The following is a 16986-nucleotide window of genomic DNA, read 5'->3' on the forward strand; positions in this document are numbered from 1 at the left end:
GCAGGCGAGCGGCCCGGACCCGCCTTGTGCCCACCCTCGCAGCGGACGACGATCCCATCGGCCACATGGGTCACGTCGTCCGCGTAGGAGGCGTGCTCGTACGGCCTACGAGGTCTACAACACGGCCTACAACACGGCCCACGAGGTCTACGACAAGGCCCATGAGGCCTGTGCCGGCCCGGGAACCCAAGCGGACCCCGTGCGGCCCGGCTCAGGCTACGGGGTCCTCACGTCGACGGGTGCCGCTATGTATCCAGCTGTGTATCCAGCAGTGCCGCGGCGTGCCTGCCGGCGGCGGCGGAGGTCAGAAAGTAGGCGAGATCCTCATCAAGCCCGCGGCCCATAGTGGACAGACGGACGGGCGAGTCACGCAGGGCTTCGAGGAGGCCGTCGACAGGCACGTTCACGAGCTCGTGCCGTACCGCCAGGGCGGACGCCTGCTCCCGCACCATCGCGCCGAAGGAGTCGGGGAGCTCCGGCACGACGACCTGTGCCGGGGCCAGCGCGACCCGGCCGTAGGCAGTGAGCGAGTGATGCGAGACCCCGATGTGCCGCTCCCGTTTGTCACCCTCGCTGACGCGAAGCGCGGCCACGGGCCGTCCGGTCAGCACGGCGGCCGCGTTCACCGCCTCCCCGGCGGAGACGCCGGAGAACCCCCAGCGGGTGCCGGTGCCCAGATTGCCGGGCCCCTGCGTGACGATCGCGATATCGGCGTTCAGCACATGCCTCGCGGCCAGCAACCCCGTGTGAAGCGTGACCGCCTCGACGTCGCCGCCGAACGCCTGTCCGACCGTCACCACGCCGCACAGCCACTCACGCGACCGCAGCTGGGCACACGACATCGAGAACCATGCAGGCAGCGCTCCGCCGTCGAGCATGACGTAGGCCACCCGCGCGTCCGGCCCGGCGGCGGCGTAGAAACCACAGAGGATCGCCGGCAGGGCCGAGTGCAGGTCGGCGATCACGACGGGCATGCCGTCGAGCGAGTCGGCGTCCTTAAGGACCTCGTGATACGGGGAGTCCTGCTCGTCGGCGCCGAGCACGGTGGCCTGCAGCGGCGTGTAGCGGGCCTTGACCAGGTGGCCGGGACCGGAGGGATCTTCCGGCAAACGGTCGGGAACGGCCACCACCATGGCGTAACCTCCCGTACCGAGGCCCATGGCCAGCGCGGTCGTGTTGAGAAGCACGGCGTCGCCGGGCTCCGGGCGTCCCACCAGCGAGGGGTAGGCGAGCGCCCGGCACTCTCCCTCGGTGAGGGTGACGTCCAGCTCCATGGCCCCCGGCCATTCGCGCCGGATCCTGGTCACCTCGCCCTTGCGCCATCTGATCACGCCGAAAAGGGTAGCGTTCTCGATTGGAGGGGAGGCCCGATGTCGCGGCGGAAGACCGAGCGGCTGCTCAATCTGGTGATCTGCCTGCTCGCGACGCGGCGGCCACTGAGCGCCGAGCAGATCCGGCAGGCCGTTCCCGGGTACGACCCGGACAACGACGAGGCCTTCCAGCGCATGTTCGAGCGGGACAAGACCGAGCTGCGCGAGATCGGCATTCCCATCGAGGTCCACCGGGACCCGTGGGAGGACGACCCCGGCTACCGGATCGTACGGCAGGCCTACGAACTTCCCGAGATCACCCTGGAGCCGGACGAGGCCGCGGTCATCGGCCTTGCCGCCCAGGTGTGGCAGCGGGCCAGCCTCGCGGAGGCGGCCAGCGGCGCCCTGATCAAGCTTCAGGCCGGCGGAGCACCGGCCGACCTGGCGGAGAGCCCGCTCGAACTACGGCTGGACACCCGCGACGCCGCCTTCCCCGCCCTGTGGGAGGCCGTACGGGACCGCCGCGCGGTCACCTTCGCCTACCGGTCGGCGGGCAGCGAGTCTGTTCTCACCCGGGTCGTCGAGCCGTGGGGAGTGGTGAGCCGGGGCGGCCGGTGGTACGCCGTCGGCCACGATCGTGATCGTGACGCGCCCCGGGTCTTCCGCCTGAGCCGGATCACCGGTCCGGTGTCGCCCGTGGGACGGCCGGGTGCCGTAACCGTCCCCGAGGGCGTGGACCTGCGATCCATGGTCGGCTTCCAGGAGGCGCCCAACGAGAGGGTCGCCCTGGTCAAGGTACGGCAGGGCACTTGTGCGGGCCTGCGGCACGCGGCCCGGGCCGTGCGGACGGGGCCGGGCGAGTGGGACGAGGCGGAGGTCACGTTCGCCGACCCCGAGCGGCTGGCCGGGTGGATCGCGAGTCTCGGTTCCGACGCCGAGGTGATGGACCCGCCGGACGCCCGGGAGGCCGTGATCCGCCGTCTGAAGGGCGCCTTCCAGACGGCCGGCGACCCGAGCTGCGAGAGGTGAGCGTTCGATGAGTTCCGACCGGCTGCCGAGGCTGCTCGCGCTCGTGCCGTACTTGATGTCGCATCCGGGCGCGGAGGTCCCGGAGGTGGCGCGGCTGTTCGGCCTGTCAGAAAAGCAGCTCATCGACGATCTCCAGCTCGTGTGGATGTGCGGCCTGCCGGGCCACACCCCGGGCGACCTGATCGACGTGTCGTGGGACGGCGGCGAGATCACGATCGAGAACGCCGACACCATCGCCCGGCCGTTGAAGCTGGGGGTGGACGAGGCGAGCGCGCTGCTCGTCGCGCTGCGCATGCTCGACGAACTGCCCGAGTTCGAGGGGCGCGACGTGCTGGCCCGGGTGATCGCGAAGCTGGAGCAGGCGGCGGGCGACGGCGCGGCCACGGTCAGCAGCCAGGTGCAGGTCGAGATCGGCGCCGCTCCCGGTGCGCATTCGGTGATCTCCGACGCGACGCGGAGGCGCAGGCGGCTGTCCCTGCGGTACTACGTGCCGGGGCGCGACGAGATCACCCCCCGTGAGGTCGATCCGCTGCGGGTCGTCATGGTGGACGGCCGGCACTACCTGGAGGGCTGGTGCTACCGGGCCGAGGCCATGCGGATGTTCCGGCTCGACCGGATCCTCGACGTGGAGGTCCTCGACGTGGCGGCCGACCCGCCCGCGGAGGCCGAGCCCATGGACGTCACCGCAGGCGTCTTCCGGCCCTCCGACAGCGACGAGCTGGTCGAACTCGAGCTCACCGCCGCGGGCCGCTGGGTCGCCGAGTACTATCCCTGCGAGGAGGTCGTCGAGCTGGGTGAGGGCCGTCTGCGGGTTTCGCTCCGGGCGCGCGACCAGTCCTGGCTCGTACGGCTCGCGCTGCGACTGGGCGACAGCGGCCGGGTGTCGTCTCCGGTGTCGCTGGCCGACCGGGTCAGGGAGACGGCCAAGCAGGCGCTGGCGAATTACGACTCCGTGGCTTGAACGCACGCCCTGAACGCACGCCCTGAACGCGCGTCTGAACACACGGCTTGAAGTCAGCCCCCGAAGCCAGGCCCCGAAGCCAGGCCCCGAAGTCACGGTCTGGAGGCGATGCGCCCATCGAACCGGAAGGGCCATTAGCATGGCGGGCATGTTCTGGATCTTCGCGGCGGTGGGTTTCGCGATGGCGGGGCTCGTCGTGCTGGGATTCCTGTCCGTCCGGGTCTTGGTCGCCGCACGTGGCCTGACCCGGGAAATCGACCGCAGCCGGCAGCGTCTGGCATCCTCGTCCGATCGTCCCCGGTGAATTCCATATGGCCATCGGCGCAATCGAGGACGGGCGCGGGTAACAGCGCCGCCAGTTGCGCGTACGATCGGTCATGAGGAACGACCCCTGCCCTTAAGGAAACATGATGGCTGGACTCGGTGCGCCTGAGCTGATCATTATCGGTGTGGTTTTGATCTTGCTGTTCGGGGCCAAGAAGTTGCCGGACACCGCGAAGGCTCTCGGGCAGTCGCTTCGCCTGTTCAAGAAGGAGACGACCACCATGCGGGAGGAGAACGAGCCTCCGGTGGTCGTCAGGACGCAGGCCGAGCCCGTGCCGCCGCAGCAGGTCACCGCGGCGACTCCCTCAGTCGAGGAGCGCCTGCGCCTCCTCGAGGAGGAGAACCGCCGCCTCAAGGCCACTGCCGAGCCCACGGTGAACGGCGCGCCCGCCGCGCAGCCGCAGAACGACCAGAGGTCCAGCTGATCGTCAGGGCCTGCCCTTGGCCCCCACCCCCGGAGCAGGATCACTGACATGGCGCTGCTGAAGCGGGCGAGCTCGAAGGCTCCCACCGACGAAGACGGCCGGATGTCGCTCATGGACCACGTCCGCGAGCTGCGCAACCGGGTAGTCAAGATGCTCTTGGCTGTGATCGCGGGTACGGCGGTCGGGTTCGTCTTCTTCGACCCGATCTGGCGGTTCATGACCGGGCCGTTCTGCCGGCTGCCGGCGGCCTACAAGATCACCAGCGGGGAAAGCTGCACCCTCGTGGTCAACGGCGTCCTGGACGGTTTCTTCATCAACCTCAAGGTCGCGATGATCTTCGGGGCGGTCGTGAGCGCGCCGATCTGGCTCTACCAGATCTGGGCCTTTGTCACGCCTGGGCTCTACAAGAACGAGCGGCGTTACTCGCTGGGCTTCCTCGGCCTGGCGGTTCCGCTGTTCGCGGCCGGCGCCGCGCTGGCCTATCTCACGATGGACCGGGGGCTCGCCCTCCTGTTCAGCTTCGTGCCCAGCAACGCGATCCCGCTCATCAACGTCGACGACTATCTCGGGTTCCTGATCCTGATGCTCGTCGTCTTCGGGGTCTCGTTCCTGATGCCGCTGCTCATGGTGTTCCTCAACGTCATCGGTGTACTGAAGTACTCGCTGGTGTCCAAACACCAGCGGATGATCATCTTCCTGCTGTTCGTCTTCGCCGCGGTGGCGACACCCAGCCAGGACCCGTTCACCATGCTGGCCCTGTCGGCGCCCATGGTCGTGCTGTTCTTCGTCGCCGAAATCTTCATGTACTTCCACGACAAGAAGAAGGACGCGGCTGAGGCGGAAAGGCTGCGGGCACTCGAGGAGGAGCTCGACGGGCCGTCGGCGCCCGCGGACTCGGTGGATTCGGCCGGCACGAGAGACTAGCCGGGGGACCAGTCCGAGGATCCGGCGCGGAAGAGCAGTCACAGAAGTAGCTGTCACAGAATGAACAGAACAGCTGCGGGGACTGGTCCGCGCCGGGTTCCTGCAATAAGTTCCGGATGTGTCCGGAGAGATCGTTGTTCTGGTTAACCCCGCCGCGCGGGGCGGCCGCACGATGCGGCTGCTCGATCCCGTCGTCCAGCGGCTGAGGGAGGGCGGGCGCCCGGTATCGGTGATCGTCGGCACGTCGCCGGAGGACTCCCTTGAGCGCGCCCGCTCCGTCGTCGCGGACGGCCCGGACGCGCTCGTCGCCTTCGGGGGTGACGGGCTGGTCCACCTGGCTCTCCAGGCGGTCGCCGGAACAGACGTGCCCCTCGGCATCATTCCGGCGGGCACCGGCAACGACATCGCCGGCGCCCTGGGCATCGCCCGCCGCGATCCGATCGCCGCCGCGGGCATCGTGACCGAAGGCCGTCACCGAGTGATCGACGCCGCCAGACTCGGCACCGGCGCAGGTCCCGGTGAGGACGGCGGCGAGTGGTTCGCCGGAGTCATGGCCTGCGGGTTCGACTCCCGCGTCAACGAACGGGCCAACGAGATGACCCGCCCTCCAGGCATGGCCAAATATGTGGTCGCGCTGATGCGGGAACTGCGGTCGTACGCGCCGATCCCGTTCCGGGTCACGCTGGACGGCGAGGTCATCGAGCAGGAGGCCGTGCTGGTCGCCGTGGCCAACACCTCCTCGTACGGCGCGGGCATGCGGGTCTGTCCCGATGCCCGCCCCGACGACGGCCTGCTTGATGTGCTGATCCTGGGAGCGATGTCCCGAGGGGAGTTCCTCCGGACGTTTCCGCGCGTCTACCGGGGCAGTCACCTCGGCCATCCCGGCGTGACGGTCAGGCGCGCCCGCAGCGTGACGCTGGAGGCGCCTGACGTGGTCGCCTACGCCGACGGGGAACGGGTCGGCGCGGCCCCGGTGTCCTGCACGATCGTCCCCGGAGCCCTCCGCGTCCTCGCTCCCTCTTCGATGGGGGAATGAGGCGCCTCGGGACAATCAATAGACCTGGTAAATAAATAATCCGAGTCAATAATTATGACCGGATCAAATATCTACCTGGTACGATCATGGGGTGAGCGACGGTCTGAGGGAGCGCAAGAAGCTCCAGACTCGGCGTGCGATCTTCGGGGTGGCTCTCGAGCTGTTCCGGGAGCGGGGCTTCGACAACGTCTCCGTCGCCGAGATCGCCGCGAAGGCCGGAATCTCCAAGATGACCGTGTTCAACTACTTCCCGACCAAGGAAGACATCGTGCTCGGGCCGATGGAGGAGCACGTCGGCGATCCCGCGGCGATCGCGGAAGGCAGGGCTCCGGGGGAGCCGATCGTCGCCGCGTTCAGGCGGACGTTCCTGGAGCGGCTCGAGGGCAGAGCGCCGGAGACCGGGCTGAACGACGACGCGGCGCTGCTCCAGGTGTTGAACCTCATCAGCGAGACGCCGTCGATGGTCGTCCGCACGTTCAGTTTCCGGCACCGGAGCGAGCAGATGCTGGTGGAGGTGTTACGCGACCCGGCGGCCGGGCCGCACGACCTGCGGGCGCGGCTCATCGCCGGTCACCTGACGGGCCTGTGGTACACGTTGCAGGGGGAGAACGTGCGCAGGATCATCGGCGGCGAGCGGGTCGGCGACGTCTACCCGGACGCCGTCGCCGCCGCGAACCTCGGATTCGATCTGCTGGCGGACGGTATCGGCGATTACGGCGCGTGGTGACGGGCGGTCCGGAATCCGGATATCGGTAGGGTTGACCCATGAACAAGCGGGCCGAACGAGACGACGGTGATGGACAGTCCCCGAACGCTCGGACGAGCCGCTAGTCGAGGAGAGAGTATGAGCACGCCAGCGGAACGCTACGCCGCATTCCGCCAGGAGCAGACCGGGCACGGGCCCGCTCTCGCCTCGTTCCGCGGACTGTACGACTTCGATCTCGACGAGTTCCAGCTCGACGCCTGCCAGGCGCTCGAGGCGGGAGACGGCGTCCTGGTCGCGGCCCCGACGGGGTCGGGCAAGACCGTCGTCGGCGAGTTCGCCGTCCACCTCGCCCTGGAACAGGGCCGCAAGTGCTTCTACACGACGCCGATCAAGGCGTTGTCGAACCAGAAGTACAACGACCTCGTCAAGCGGTACGGCGCGGCCAAGGTCGGCCTGCTGACCGGCGACAACAGCGTCAACGGCGAGGCCCCGATCGTGGTCATGACCACCGAGGTCCTGCGCAACATGCTCTACGCCGGGTCGGCCACCCTGGCGGGCCTCGGCTACGTCGTGATGGACGAGGTGCACTACCTCGCCGACCGGTTCCGCGGCGCCGTCTGGGAAGAGGTGATCATCCACCTGCCCGAGTCGGTGCGCGTCGCCGCCCTTTCCGCCACCGTCAGCAACGCCGAGGAGTTCGGCGAGTGGCTCGGGGAGGTCAGGGGCGACACCACGGTGATCGTCGACGAGGTCCGTCCCGTGCCGCTCTGGCAGCACATGCTGGTCGGCCACCGGATGTACGACCTGTTCGTCAACGAGGGCGACGAGGCCCTGCGCATCAATCCGTCGCTGATGCGGATCTCCCGCGACGAGATGCGCCTCGCGCAGATGCGCGGCAAGCGGGGATACAACCGGCCTGGGCGGGTCAACGGGTCCAGCCGATCGGACGTGATCGAGAAGCTCGACGCCGAGGGCCTGCTGCCGTCGATCACCTTCATCTTCTCCCGGGCCGGCTGCGACGCCGCGGTCATGCAGTGCCTGGCCGCCGGCCTCCGGCTCACCTCGGAGAGCGAGCGGCACGAGATCCGCCAGATCGTCGACGAGCGGACCGCGCACCTGCCCGACGAGGATCTGGCCGTGCTCGGCTACCTCGAATGGCGCGACTGCCTGGAACGCGGCCTCGCGGCCCACCACGCCGGCATGCTCCCCGCGTTCAAGGAGGTCGTGGAGGAGCTGTTCACCAAGGGCCTGGTCAAGGCCGTGTTCGCGACCGAGACCCTGGCGCTGGGCATCAACATGCCCGCCAGGTCCGTCGTGATCGAGAAGCTCGACAAGTGGAACGGCGAGACCCACGCCGACCTGACCCCGGGGGAGTACACCCAGCTCACCGGCAGGGCCGGACGGCGCGGCATCGACGTCGAGGGTCACGCGGTCGTGTTGTGGCATCCGGGCACGGATCCGCTGAGCGTGGCCGGGCTGGCCAGCACCCGCACCTACCCGTTGCGGTCGAGTTTCCAGCCGTCGTACAACATGGCGGTCAACCTGGTCGGGCAGGTCGGCCGCGAGCGGGCCAGGACGCTCCTCGAGGACTCCTTCGCCCAGTTCCAGGCCGACCGGGCCGTGGTCGGGCTGGCCCGGCAGCTCCGCAAGGCCGAGCAGGCCCTCGAAGGCTACGCGGAGGCGATGACGTGCCACCTCGGCGACTTCCAGGAGTACGCGGGGCTGCGCCGACGCCTCTCCGACCGGGAGGCTGAGCTGTCCCGCCAGCGCGGCGCGGCCAGAAGGGCGCAGGCCGTGCAGTCGCTGGAGGCGCTGAAGCCCGGTGACGTCATCCGGGTGCCCGGCGGGCGGCGGGCGGGCCTGGCCGTGGTCCTGGACCCGGGGACGAGCATGCGCGGCGAGGGGCCCTCGCCGCTGGTCCTGACCATCGGCAAGCAGGTGAAGAAGTTATCGCCGGCGGACTTCCCTGTGCCGGTCGAGCCCGTCGACACGATCCGGATCCCGAAGAACTTCAACGCCCGGTCGCCCAAGGAGCGGGCGAACCTGGTCTCCACGCTGCACGCCAAGCTCGGTGATCGCGACCTCGGCAAGCCCGCCAGAGCGCGTGACCACACGACCGAGGACGAGGAGATCGGCCGCCTGCGCGTGGAACTGCGCCGCCATCCGTGCCACGGCTGCGACGAGCGGGAGGACCACGCGCGCTGGGGGGAGCGCTATCACAAGCTGTATCGGGAGACCGAGGCGTTGCGGCGCCGGGTCGAGGGCCGATCCCACGTGATCGCCCGCACTTTCGACAAGGTGTGCGGCGTGCTCGACCAGCTGGGCTACCTGGAAGAGGAGAGCGTCACCGAGGAGGGCAGGCGCCTGGCCAAGCTCTACACCGAGCTTGACCTGCTCACCGCGGAGTGCCTGCGCGCAGGGGTCTGGGAGGGTCTCGACCCGGCCGAGCTCGCCGCCTGCGTGTCGTCGCTGGTCTACGAGGCCCGGCAGTCCGACGACGCCCGCAGTCCGAAGATCCCCGCGGGGGCGGCCAAGGAGGCGCTGGCCGCGATGATCCGGCTGTGGGGCGAGCTGGAGGGCATCGAGCAGGACCACGGCCTGTCATTCATCCGGGAGCCCGACCTCGGCTTCGCCTGGTCGGCGTTCCGGTGGGCCAGGGGGCACACCCTCGACGCGGTGCTGACCGACGGCGACATGGCTGCCGGCGACTTCGTCCGCTGGATCAAGCAGCTGCTCGACCTGCTCGCGCAGCTCAAGGACGCCGCGCCGAAGGGGAGCAAGGTCCGTTCGAACGCCGTCAAGGCGATCGACGCCATGCGCCGGGGTGTGGTCGCGTACTCCTCAGTGTCGTAAGCAGGTCATGAGCAGGTCGTGAGCGGGGCCATGACGCGGGCCTTCCTGGTGGGCCCGATCAGGCGAGGGCGAACCTGACCTCGCGGGTCGCCGGGTCCGCTCGCGTGAGCCGTACCCGGACCCGCTCTCCGAGCGGCAGGTCGTCGCCGTCGCACCGCGCGACGACGGCCGGGTCGGTCACCTGCACCTGCCCGCCGGGCCTGCCTTCGTCGACGTCGATGACGACGGCGTCGAACGACTCCCCGAGACGGCGGCGCAGGACGGCGGCCTCGACCAGGTCGACGCACGCGCGCTCGACGCCGTTGGCTCGCCTGCCCGCGACCGACATCTGTTCGGGGAGCACGGCGAGGGCCTCCTGGACCCGCTCAGGTACCGGCTCGCCCGCGGCGACGGCCACGCACACCTCGGTGGCGTAGCGGTCGACCAGGCGCCGCAGGGGCGCCGTCACGTGCGCGTACGGCGCGGCCACGGCGGCGTGGGCGGCGATCGGCGGCGGCGAGCCGTCGAAGGCGGCGTAGGCGGCGCCCCGGAGCAGGATCGTCGACTCGCGGAGGAAAGCGGCGTGGCCGGGGATCTTGGGATCGAGGTCGTGGACGACGTCTCCGTACGACGCGTCCTCGGGCCAGGGCACGCCGAGCGCGGCCGCCACCCGGCGGGCCTTCGAGATGTCCCTCGGCGAAGGGGCGGGCAGGACGCGCAGCACCCCGACTCCCGCGTCGAGCATCAACTGCGCCGCCGACATGCCGGTGAGCAGGGAGATCTGCGCGTTCCAGGCCTCGCAGGCGAGGGTGGCGCGGAACTCGAGGGCATAGCCGTCGCCGTCGTGGACGACCTCCTGCTCGGGCGTCGGCAGGCTCACGCCGCCTCTCGCCCGCTCGAGGGCGAGCCGCAGCGGGCCGACCTCGGAGAGCAGCTTCAGAGTGCCTTCCGCCCTGCCGGTGTCCACGGTCGCCTGCACGGTGGCGTAGTCGAGCCGCTCGCGGCTGCGCACCATCGCGCGGCGCAGGTCGACGCCGACCATCTCGCCGGTGGAGTCGAGGTCGACGCACCACAACACCGCGGGGCGGGTCTGGCCCGGGAGCAGGCTGGCCGCGGCCTCGGACAGGACCGTGGGGTGCAGCGGGACGCGCGTGTCGGGCAGGTAGACGGTCTCGCCGCGGGTCCTCGCCTCCAGGTCGATCGCCCCGCCGGGGTGGACGAACGCGGCGACGTCGGCGATGGCGTACCAGACCCGGTAGCCGCCCTGCCGCTTCTCGATGCACAGCGCCTGGTCGAGGTCCATCGAACCGGGCGGGTCGATGGTGACGAACGGCAGGTCGGTGCGGTCCTCGCCGGGCGCGGCCAGGGTCCGCGCGGCCCACTCGGCCTCGTCCAGCACGGCGGGCGGGAAGGTCTCGGGCAGGTCGAACTCGCGGCGGATGCGGGCCAGCCCGGCGGCGAGGTCGTCACCGTCCGATCGGTCCGTTCGCTTCGCTGCCTGCTCGCCGGTGAGGCGGATGGTCGTGTGCGGCACGCGGTCAACCTACTCCTGAGCGCGCCGTCCGCGCAGCGGTCGCCGTCACCGGTCTGCGAGTGTGGCCAGGAGGCGGTTGAGTGGCCCGTCGAGGCCGTAGCGGTCGGCGAGGGCGACCAGGCGTTCGGGATCGCGGGGCTTGGCCGGGCAGGTCAGGTCGATGTCGGGGACGGGTGCGTCGCGGGCGACCTCGACCACCCCCGGCGCCACGGCGAGATAGTCGCGAGCCGCCGCGAGCTTGGCGCGCGCCCCGGCGGGGAAGCCGTCGGTCACTCCGGAGTCGAGTGCGCTCAGCAGGGCGGGGAGGGAGCCGAACCGGGTGATCAGGGCGGCGGCGGTCTTCTCGCCGATCCCCGCGACGCCGGGAAGACCGTCGCTCGGGTCGCCGCGCAGTGTGGCGAAGTCGGCGTATGCCCGGCCCGGGATGCCGTACTTATCTGCGACAAAAGCCTCGTCGACCATTTGAAGGTTACGAATACCCCTTACCGTGTAAAGGGCCCGGCACGGCTTCGCGTCGTCGACGAGCTGGAAAAGATCACGGTCACCGGTGACGATGTCGACGGCACCGGACGCTCGGGTCGCCAGTGTGCCGATGACGTCGTCGGCCTCGTATCCCGGGACGCCGATGCGGGCGATGCCGAGCGCGTCGAGGACGTCCTCGATGACCGGCACCTGGGGGACCAGGGTGTCGGGCACGGACTCCTCGTTGCCGGAGGCCACCCGGTGGGCCTTGTACGTCGGGATGGCGGCGACCCGGAACGCCGGCCGCCAGTCGGCGTCCATGCAGGCCACGAGTTCGGTGGGGGAATGTTGCCGGACCAGCGTGGCGATCATGTCGATGAGCCCGCGGACAGCGTTGATCGGCATGCCGTCGGGCGCGGTCATCGACTCCGGGATGCCGTAGTAGGCGCGGAAGTAGAGCGACGGGGTGTCGAGAAGCAGCAGCACCCGTCCATTGTCACGCCTCCGTCACGCCCCGCGCCCGAGACCACCGGAACCGGGCCGGAACCGGGCCGGAACGGGACTGGAACGCGGGATCGGCGCGGGATCAGCGCGGGATCAACCTGGGATCGCCGGCCGGCTGTCTTCGAGCACGCTGACCGCGAGGAGGCACGTGTCGTCCTCCGGGTTGGGGCCGCCGATCTCCTCGATCAGGCCGTCGAGTCCGGCGTCGAGGCAGTCGCCGTGGCGGGCGATGGCCCCCGCGGCCTTGAGCGTCAGGGCGAGGCCCTCGCTGATGTCCCGCGATCGCCGCTCGATCAGGCCGTCGGTGAACATCAGCAGCAGGTCGCCCGGTTCCAGCCGGATCTCCGCCACGCCGTACGGCTGGCCGGAGATGGCTCCGAGGACGACGCCGTGCGGCGGCGTGAGCTGTTCTGCGGCGCCGTGCCGTACGAGGATGGGGGCGAGATGGCCGGCCTGGGCCCAGGTGAACAGCCGGGTGGGCGGGTCGAAGTAGCCGCAGACCACGGTGGCCGTCGTGTCATCGAGCCGGTTCAGGACGAGCGCGTTGAGCCACGCGAGAAGCAGGTCGGGTGAGGCGGTGGTCATGGTCAGCCCGGCCAGCGCGTGCCGGAGTTGGGCCATCTCCGCGATGGCGGGCAGTCCGTGGCCGGATACGTCGCCGATCGCGAGGAACATCCGCCCGTCGGGCAGCGGAGCGGCCTCGTACCAGTCTCCGCCGAGGCTGGCCGACTTCTCGGCGGGGACGTAGCGCACCGAGATCCGCGCGTATGGGAGGGAGATGGACGCGCCGGGCTGGGGGAGGATCGCGTCGCGCAACGCCAGCGTGATGTGGCGCTCCTCCTCCGCACGCTCGCGCACCTCGAGCAGTTGCCGCTGGGACTCGGCGACGGCCCGCTCGGCCTCGCGCCGTGCGGTGATGTCCTGGATCACGCCGTGGACCCCCGACGCCGCGGGCTCCAGGACGGCCCGCAGGTTGCGGACGCCGTCGTCGCCCCGGATGCGGAACTCCGCGTGGCCCGGCACCGCGCATCTGACGACGCGGGACACCAGACCGTCGAGCGCCTGCCGGTCTGCGGGCTCTGCCAGTGTGGGCAGGTCGTGGAGGCGGATGGGCCCCTGCGCCGCGTCCCTTCCGAAGATCGTGTACATGTGGTCGGACCAGGAGGTCTCACCCGTGGTCAGATCCCACTGGCTCCAGCCGATATCGCCCAGCCGCTGGGTGTGCGCGAGCTGCTCGGAAGAGGGGACGCCGCCGCGAGGTTCCCCGGTCGGCCGGGCGGCCTGCTGGGGCAGGCGCGGCGGTCCAGGCGTCTCGTCGAAGCCGTCCATGACGCCATCCATGACGTGATCCATGACACTGCCGATGGCGCTGTCGAAGGCGGCGCAGGGCAGGGCGCCGGTGTCGCGGCCGTCCGGAGGAGGGAGGGGCGGCTGTGGACCACCCGCTACGCCGACCATGTAACTCGCTCTCAAAGGTGCTAGTCAAAGGTATCAATTTCAGGACATTCTGGATGCAGACAGTAAGCGTCCTAGCGCGGAGCGTAGCAGTCTCTTCGACTACTCGGGTGAGGTTTTTTCCTACGGAGAAGGAGAAAGAGCCGCACGGCCTCCGGGGCTCGCCGGGCGGACATCCCAGGTGTGCGCCATGGCGACAGCGTGTCGCTCCGGCGGACCCCCGGGGGATCGTGCCGCCCTCCCCGGCTCGTTAGATTGGGCGCGTGAGAACGATGCCCACTGACCTGTACCCCGTGACCCGGCTGGCCGACGTCCGCGAGGCCACCGAGCGTTCCGGGCTCGGCGCGCTGCTGCTGACTCCCGGCCCGGACCTGCGCTATGTGACCGGATATGACGCGATGCCCCTGGAGCGGCTGACCTGCCTCGCCGTCCCGGCCTCCGGGGACCCCTTCCTGATGGTCCCGCGCCTGGAACTCCCGGCCGCCGAGCACTCGCCCGCGTCCCGGCTCGGGATCGAGTTCGTCCCCTGGGACGAGACGGACGATCCGTACGCGCTGGTGGCGGCGCGGCTGGGCTCCCTCGCCTCGGTCGGCCTGGCCGACCGGATGTGGGCGATGCAGTCGCTGCGATTCCGCGACGCGATGCCCGGGGCCGAGCAGAGGCTGGCCGGCACCGTCCTGCGTGAGCTGCGCATGCGCAAGTCGCCGGCCGAGGCGGCCGCGCTCGCCGAGGCGGGAGCGGCCATCGACGTCGTGCACACCCAGGTGCCGCAGTTCCTCAAGCCGGGCCGTACCGAGCGTGAGGTGGGCAAGGACATCGCGGAGGCCATCGTCGCCGCGGGCCACGAGCGCGTCGACTTCGTGATCGTCGGCTCCGGGCCGAACGGTGCGAGCCCCCACCACGAGCTGTCCGACCGTGTGATCCAGGCGGGCGAGCCCGTCGTCGTCGACATCGGCGGGACGATGCCGACCGGCTACTGCTCCGACTCGACCCGGGTCTACGCCGTGGGGGAGGCCCCCGCCGAGTTCGTCGCCTACTACGCGGTGCTCAAGCGCGCCCAGGAGGCGGCCTGCGACCACGTCCGCCCTGGTGTGACGTGCGAGTCCGTCGACGCGGCCGCGCGCGAGGTCATCGAGGAGGCCGGCTTCGGCGACCGCTTCATCCACCGGACCGGTCACGGGATCGGCCTGGAGACCCATGAGGAGCCGTACATCGTCTCCGGCAACACCGAGTTGCTCGAGCCGGGATTCGCCTTCTCCATCGAGCCGGGGATCTACCTGCCGGGCCGGCATGGGGCGCGGATCGAGGACATCGTCATCTGCGGCGAGACCGCAGGGGAGCTGCTCAACAACACGACGCGGGAGCTCGTGATCGTCTAGCTGCTCAGCGTGATGCTCGTGTGACAGGTCTGTCCAACGGGTGCGGCAAGGTGTAACAATCAGGGCGGCCGGCGATCCCGGCCGCCCTTTGTTTCTCGACCTGTTCTGCGACAGCCGTGCCCCACCGGGTAGGAGAGCATTGCGATGAGCGTCGACCGTATTCTGCCCACGCCCGAGGCCCACGACCTGCTCGATCTCGTTCGTGAGCTGGCCGCCAAGGAGATCGCGCCGCGAGCGGCGGCCGATGAGGCGGCGGGGCGGTTCCCCCGTGACCTGTTCACCCTGCTCGGCTCCTCGGGACTGCTCGGCCTCCCCTATGCGGAGGAGTACGGCGGCGCCGCCCAGCCGTACGAGGTGTACCTCCAGGTGATCGAGGAACTGGCGGGCGCGTGGCTGGCCGTGGGGCTGGGCGTCTCCGTGCACACCTTGTCCTGCTTCCCCCTCTCGGCGTACGGCGGCGCCGCGCAGCGGGCGGAGTCGCTGCCGTCGCTGATCGGCGGGGAGCTACTGGGGGCCTACTGTCTGTCGGAGCCCCAGTCGGGCTCGGACGCGGCCGCCCTGACCACCCGCGCGGAGGCGGACGCCGACGGCTACCTGGTCGACGGCGTCAAGGCGTGGATCACCCACGGCGGCGTCGCCGACTTCTACACGCTGATGGCGCGGACGTCCGGAGAGGGCGCCAGGGGCGTCTCCTGCTTCCACGTCCCCGCAGGTCTGGACGGGCTGTCCTTCGGCGTCCCCGAGCGGAAGATGGGCATGCGGTCGTCCCCGACCGCCCAGGTCCGGTTCGACGGTGTACGGCTCCCGCCGGAGTCCCTGATCGGCTCCCCCGGGCAGGGGTTCCGCATCGCGCTGGCCGCACTCGACGGCGGGCGGCTCGGAATCGCCGCGTGCGCGGTCGGCGTGGCCCAGGCGGCCTTCGACGTCGCCTCCGCGTATGCGCGCGAGCGACGCCAGTTCGGCTCCCGCCTGGTGGACTTCCAGGGGCTCGGCTTCATGCTGGCGGACATGGCCACCTCGATCGCCGCGGCGCGGGCCCTCTACCTGGAGGCGGCGCGGCTGCGCGACGCGGGCCGTCCGTACGGCACGAGGGCGGCGATGGCGAAGCTGTACGCCACCGACATGTGCATGAAGGTGACCACGGACGCGGTCCAGGTGCTCGGCGGCTATGGGTACGTGGAGGACTTCCCGGTCGAGCGGCACATGCGGGAGGCCAAGGTCCTGCAGATCGTGGAGGGCACCAACCAGATCCAGCGCCTGGTCATCAGCCGGGCCGTCGCCAGGGGAAACACGCAGTAGCCGGACTCTCACTCGCCCAGGAAGCCGGTGACGGCCGCGAGGAAATCCGCCGGCCGGTTCCCGTGGATCTCGTGCCCGCCGCCGACGGTGACGAGCCTGGCGCCCGGGATCCGCGCGGCCAGTTCGGAGACGTCGGCCTGCGGGATGTGGCTCTCGGGGCCTCCGGCCAGGGCCAGCGCCGGTGAGGTGATCGTGGCCAGGCCGTCCAGCCAGGCCGGGTCGGGGTCGCGCCGCTGCAGGGTGGTCTGCTCGACCATCGCCCAGTCGTACGGCAGGGCGCCCGCGGGCCTGTCGGGGACCTGGACGTCGGCGGGCCACGGCGCGGGCACGTCTTCGAGGATCAGGCGGCGGACCAGGGCGGGGCGTTCCTGCGCGATCAGGCATGCGACCAGGCCGCCCATGGAGTGGCCGATCAGGTTCACGGGCGACGTCCCCAGCCCGTCGAGCAGGGCGGCGACGTCGTCGCGCATCGCGTCCAGCCGGTAGGAGCCCGGCCATTCGCTGCGCCCGTGGCCGCGCAGGTCGGGTGCGATGACCCGCCACGACCCGGCCAGGCGGCCGGCGACGGCCTCCCAGTCGGTGTGATCGAACCCCCGCCCGTGGAGGAGCACCACCGGCGGGGCCGCCTGGCCGCCCGTCGTCCCGTAGGTCAGGCGGATTCCGTTCACATGGGCGTCGTTCGCAGTCATCACCCGGCCAATGATGCTGCTCATCCGGTTCGCGGGGATTGCCGGTTCGCTGTCAGCGTCAGGCCGCATTAGGGGGATTGGGATGGAATCATGCCGTGACCACTTCCGGACACGGCG

General features: G+C 70.4%; 15 protein-coding genes. 10 read left to right on the top strand and 5 right to left on the bottom strand.

What is annotated here, in order from left to right; all coding sequences use genetic code 11:
- Window positions 1-245 precede the first annotated feature (245 nt).
- Window positions 246-1331, bottom strand: coding sequence for a DUF3866 family protein (locus Pmi06nite_RS23690; protein ID WP_239114157.1), 1086 nt, complete (start codon window positions 1329-1331; stop codon window positions 246-248).
- A gap of 39 nt (window positions 1332-1370) precedes the next feature.
- On the opposite strand from Pmi06nite_RS23690, the gene Pmi06nite_RS23695 reads away from it, so the two are divergent.
- The 8 genes from Pmi06nite_RS23695 to Pmi06nite_RS23730 all read left to right on the top strand — a co-directional run bounded on the left by Pmi06nite_RS23695 (window position 1371) and on the right by Pmi06nite_RS23730 (window position 9568).
- The gene (locus Pmi06nite_RS23695; RefSeq protein ID WP_203955297.1) at window positions 1371-2339 is read left to right on the top strand and encodes a helix-turn-helix transcriptional regulator; all 969 of its coding nucleotides are present in this window, start codon (window positions 1371-1373) and stop codon (window positions 2337-2339) included.
- A 7-nt stretch (window positions 2340-2346) separates the two neighbouring features.
- Window positions 2347-3300 carry a helix-turn-helix transcriptional regulator gene (locus Pmi06nite_RS23700; protein WP_203955298.1) on the top strand — a complete coding sequence of 318 codons (954 nt, stop codon included), beginning with the start codon at window positions 2347-2349 and terminating at the stop codon, window positions 3298-3300.
- A gap of 148 nt (window positions 3301-3448) precedes the next feature.
- Window positions 3449-3604: a hypothetical protein gene (locus Pmi06nite_RS23705; protein ID WP_203955299.1), complete on the top strand. Its 156-nt coding sequence runs from the start codon at window positions 3449-3451 to the stop codon at window positions 3602-3604.
- A 106-nt stretch (window positions 3605-3710) separates the two neighbouring features.
- A complete protein-coding gene (tatA, locus tag Pmi06nite_RS23710; protein ID WP_203955315.1) occupies window positions 3711-4049 on the top strand; it encodes a Sec-independent protein translocase subunit TatA in 339 nt (112 codons plus the stop codon).
- Between the two features lie 48 nt (window positions 4050-4097).
- Window positions 4098-4973: a twin-arginine translocase subunit TatC gene (tatC, locus tag Pmi06nite_RS23715; RefSeq protein ID WP_203955300.1), complete on the top strand. Its 876-nt coding sequence runs from the start codon at window positions 4098-4100 to the stop codon at window positions 4971-4973.
- A 118-nt stretch (window positions 4974-5091) separates the two neighbouring features.
- Window positions 5092-6009 (top strand): diacylglycerol/lipid kinase family protein, encoded by a 918-nt coding sequence (locus Pmi06nite_RS23720; protein WP_203955301.1) that lies wholly within the window; start codon window positions 5092-5094, stop codon window positions 6007-6009.
- A 91-nt stretch (window positions 6010-6100) separates the two neighbouring features.
- Window positions 6101-6736 (top strand): TetR family transcriptional regulator, encoded by a 636-nt coding sequence (locus tag Pmi06nite_RS23725; RefSeq protein ID WP_203955302.1) that lies wholly within the window; start codon window positions 6101-6103, stop codon window positions 6734-6736.
- Window positions 6737-6853: 117 nt separating this feature from the next.
- On the top strand, window positions 6854-9568 hold the full coding sequence (locus tag Pmi06nite_RS23730; RefSeq protein ID WP_203955303.1) for a DEAD/DEAH box helicase: 2715 nt from the start codon (window positions 6854-6856) through the stop codon (window positions 9566-9568).
- Window positions 9569-9626: 58 nt separating this feature from the next.
- Here Pmi06nite_RS23730 and Pmi06nite_RS23735 read toward each other — a convergent pair whose 3' ends face one another.
- The 3 genes from Pmi06nite_RS23735 to Pmi06nite_RS23745 all read right to left on the bottom strand — a co-directional run bounded on the left by Pmi06nite_RS23735 (window position 9627) and on the right by Pmi06nite_RS23745 (window position 13388).
- Complete coding sequence (locus Pmi06nite_RS23735; protein WP_203955304.1) at window positions 9627-11081, bottom strand: RNB domain-containing ribonuclease; 1455 nt, start codon at window positions 11079-11081, stop codon at window positions 9627-9629.
- A 45-nt stretch (window positions 11082-11126) separates the two neighbouring features.
- Entirely contained in the window at window positions 11127-12029 is a 903-nt protein-coding gene (locus Pmi06nite_RS23740) for a 5'-3' exonuclease (RefSeq protein WP_239114159.1), read from the bottom strand.
- A gap of 111 nt (window positions 12030-12140) precedes the next feature.
- Complete coding sequence (locus tag Pmi06nite_RS23745) at window positions 12141-13388, bottom strand: PP2C family protein-serine/threonine phosphatase (protein ID WP_239114160.1); 1248 nt, start codon at window positions 13386-13388, stop codon at window positions 12141-12143.
- A 386-nt stretch (window positions 13389-13774) separates the two neighbouring features.
- Between Pmi06nite_RS23745 and Pmi06nite_RS23750 the strand changes: the two genes are divergently transcribed.
- Window positions 13775-14881 (top strand): M24 family metallopeptidase, encoded by a 1107-nt coding sequence (locus Pmi06nite_RS23750; RefSeq protein ID WP_203955318.1) that lies wholly within the window; start codon window positions 13775-13777, stop codon window positions 14879-14881.
- Window positions 14882-15025: 144 nt separating this feature from the next.
- Entirely contained in the window at window positions 15026-16180 is a 1155-nt protein-coding gene (locus tag Pmi06nite_RS23755; RefSeq protein ID WP_203955305.1) for an acyl-CoA dehydrogenase family protein, read from the top strand.
- 8 nt (window positions 16181-16188) lie between these two features.
- Here Pmi06nite_RS23755 and Pmi06nite_RS23760 read toward each other — a convergent pair whose 3' ends face one another.
- Complete coding sequence (locus Pmi06nite_RS23760) at window positions 16189-16869, bottom strand: alpha/beta fold hydrolase (RefSeq protein ID WP_203955306.1); 681 nt, start codon at window positions 16867-16869, stop codon at window positions 16189-16191.
- Between the last annotated feature and the right edge of the window lie 117 nt (window positions 16870-16986).

Source organism: Planotetraspora mira (assembly GCF_016863275.1).
In the GTDB taxonomy this organism is placed as follows: Bacteria; Actinomycetota; Actinomycetes; order Streptosporangiales; family Streptosporangiaceae; genus Planotetraspora; species Planotetraspora mira.

Coding starts and splice junctions, on each gene's coding strand:
- Pmi06nite_RS23695 (WP_203955297.1), top strand. CDS start 1,371: ATGTCGCGGCGGAAGACCGAGCGGCTGCTCAATCTGGTGATCTGCCTG.
- Pmi06nite_RS23700 (WP_203955298.1), top strand. CDS start 2,347: ATGAGTTCCGACCGGCTGCCGAGGCTGCTCGCGCTCGTGCCGTACTTG.
- Pmi06nite_RS23705 (WP_203955299.1), top strand. CDS start 3,449: ATGTTCTGGATCTTCGCGGCGGTGGGTTTCGCGATGGCGGGGCTCGTC.
- tatA (WP_203955315.1), top strand. CDS start 3,711: ATGGCTGGACTCGGTGCGCCTGAGCTGATCATTATCGGTGTGGTTTTG.
- tatC (WP_203955300.1), top strand. CDS start 4,098: ATGGCGCTGCTGAAGCGGGCGAGCTCGAAGGCTCCCACCGACGAAGAC.
- Pmi06nite_RS23730 (WP_203955303.1), top strand. CDS start 6,854: ATGAGCACGCCAGCGGAACGCTACGCCGCATTCCGCCAGGAGCAGACC.
- Pmi06nite_RS23745 (WP_239114160.1), bottom strand. CDS start 13,388: ATGGATGGCGTCATGGACGGCTTCGACGAGACGCCTGGACCGCCGCGC.
- Pmi06nite_RS23750 (WP_203955318.1), top strand. CDS start 13,775: ATGCCCACTGACCTGTACCCCGTGACCCGGCTGGCCGACGTCCGCGAG.
- Pmi06nite_RS23755 (WP_203955305.1), top strand. CDS start 15,026: ATGAGCGTCGACCGTATTCTGCCCACGCCCGAGGCCCACGACCTGCTC.
- Pmi06nite_RS23760 (WP_203955306.1), bottom strand. CDS start 16,869: ATGACTGCGAACGACGCCCATGTGAACGGAATCCGCCTGACCTACGGG.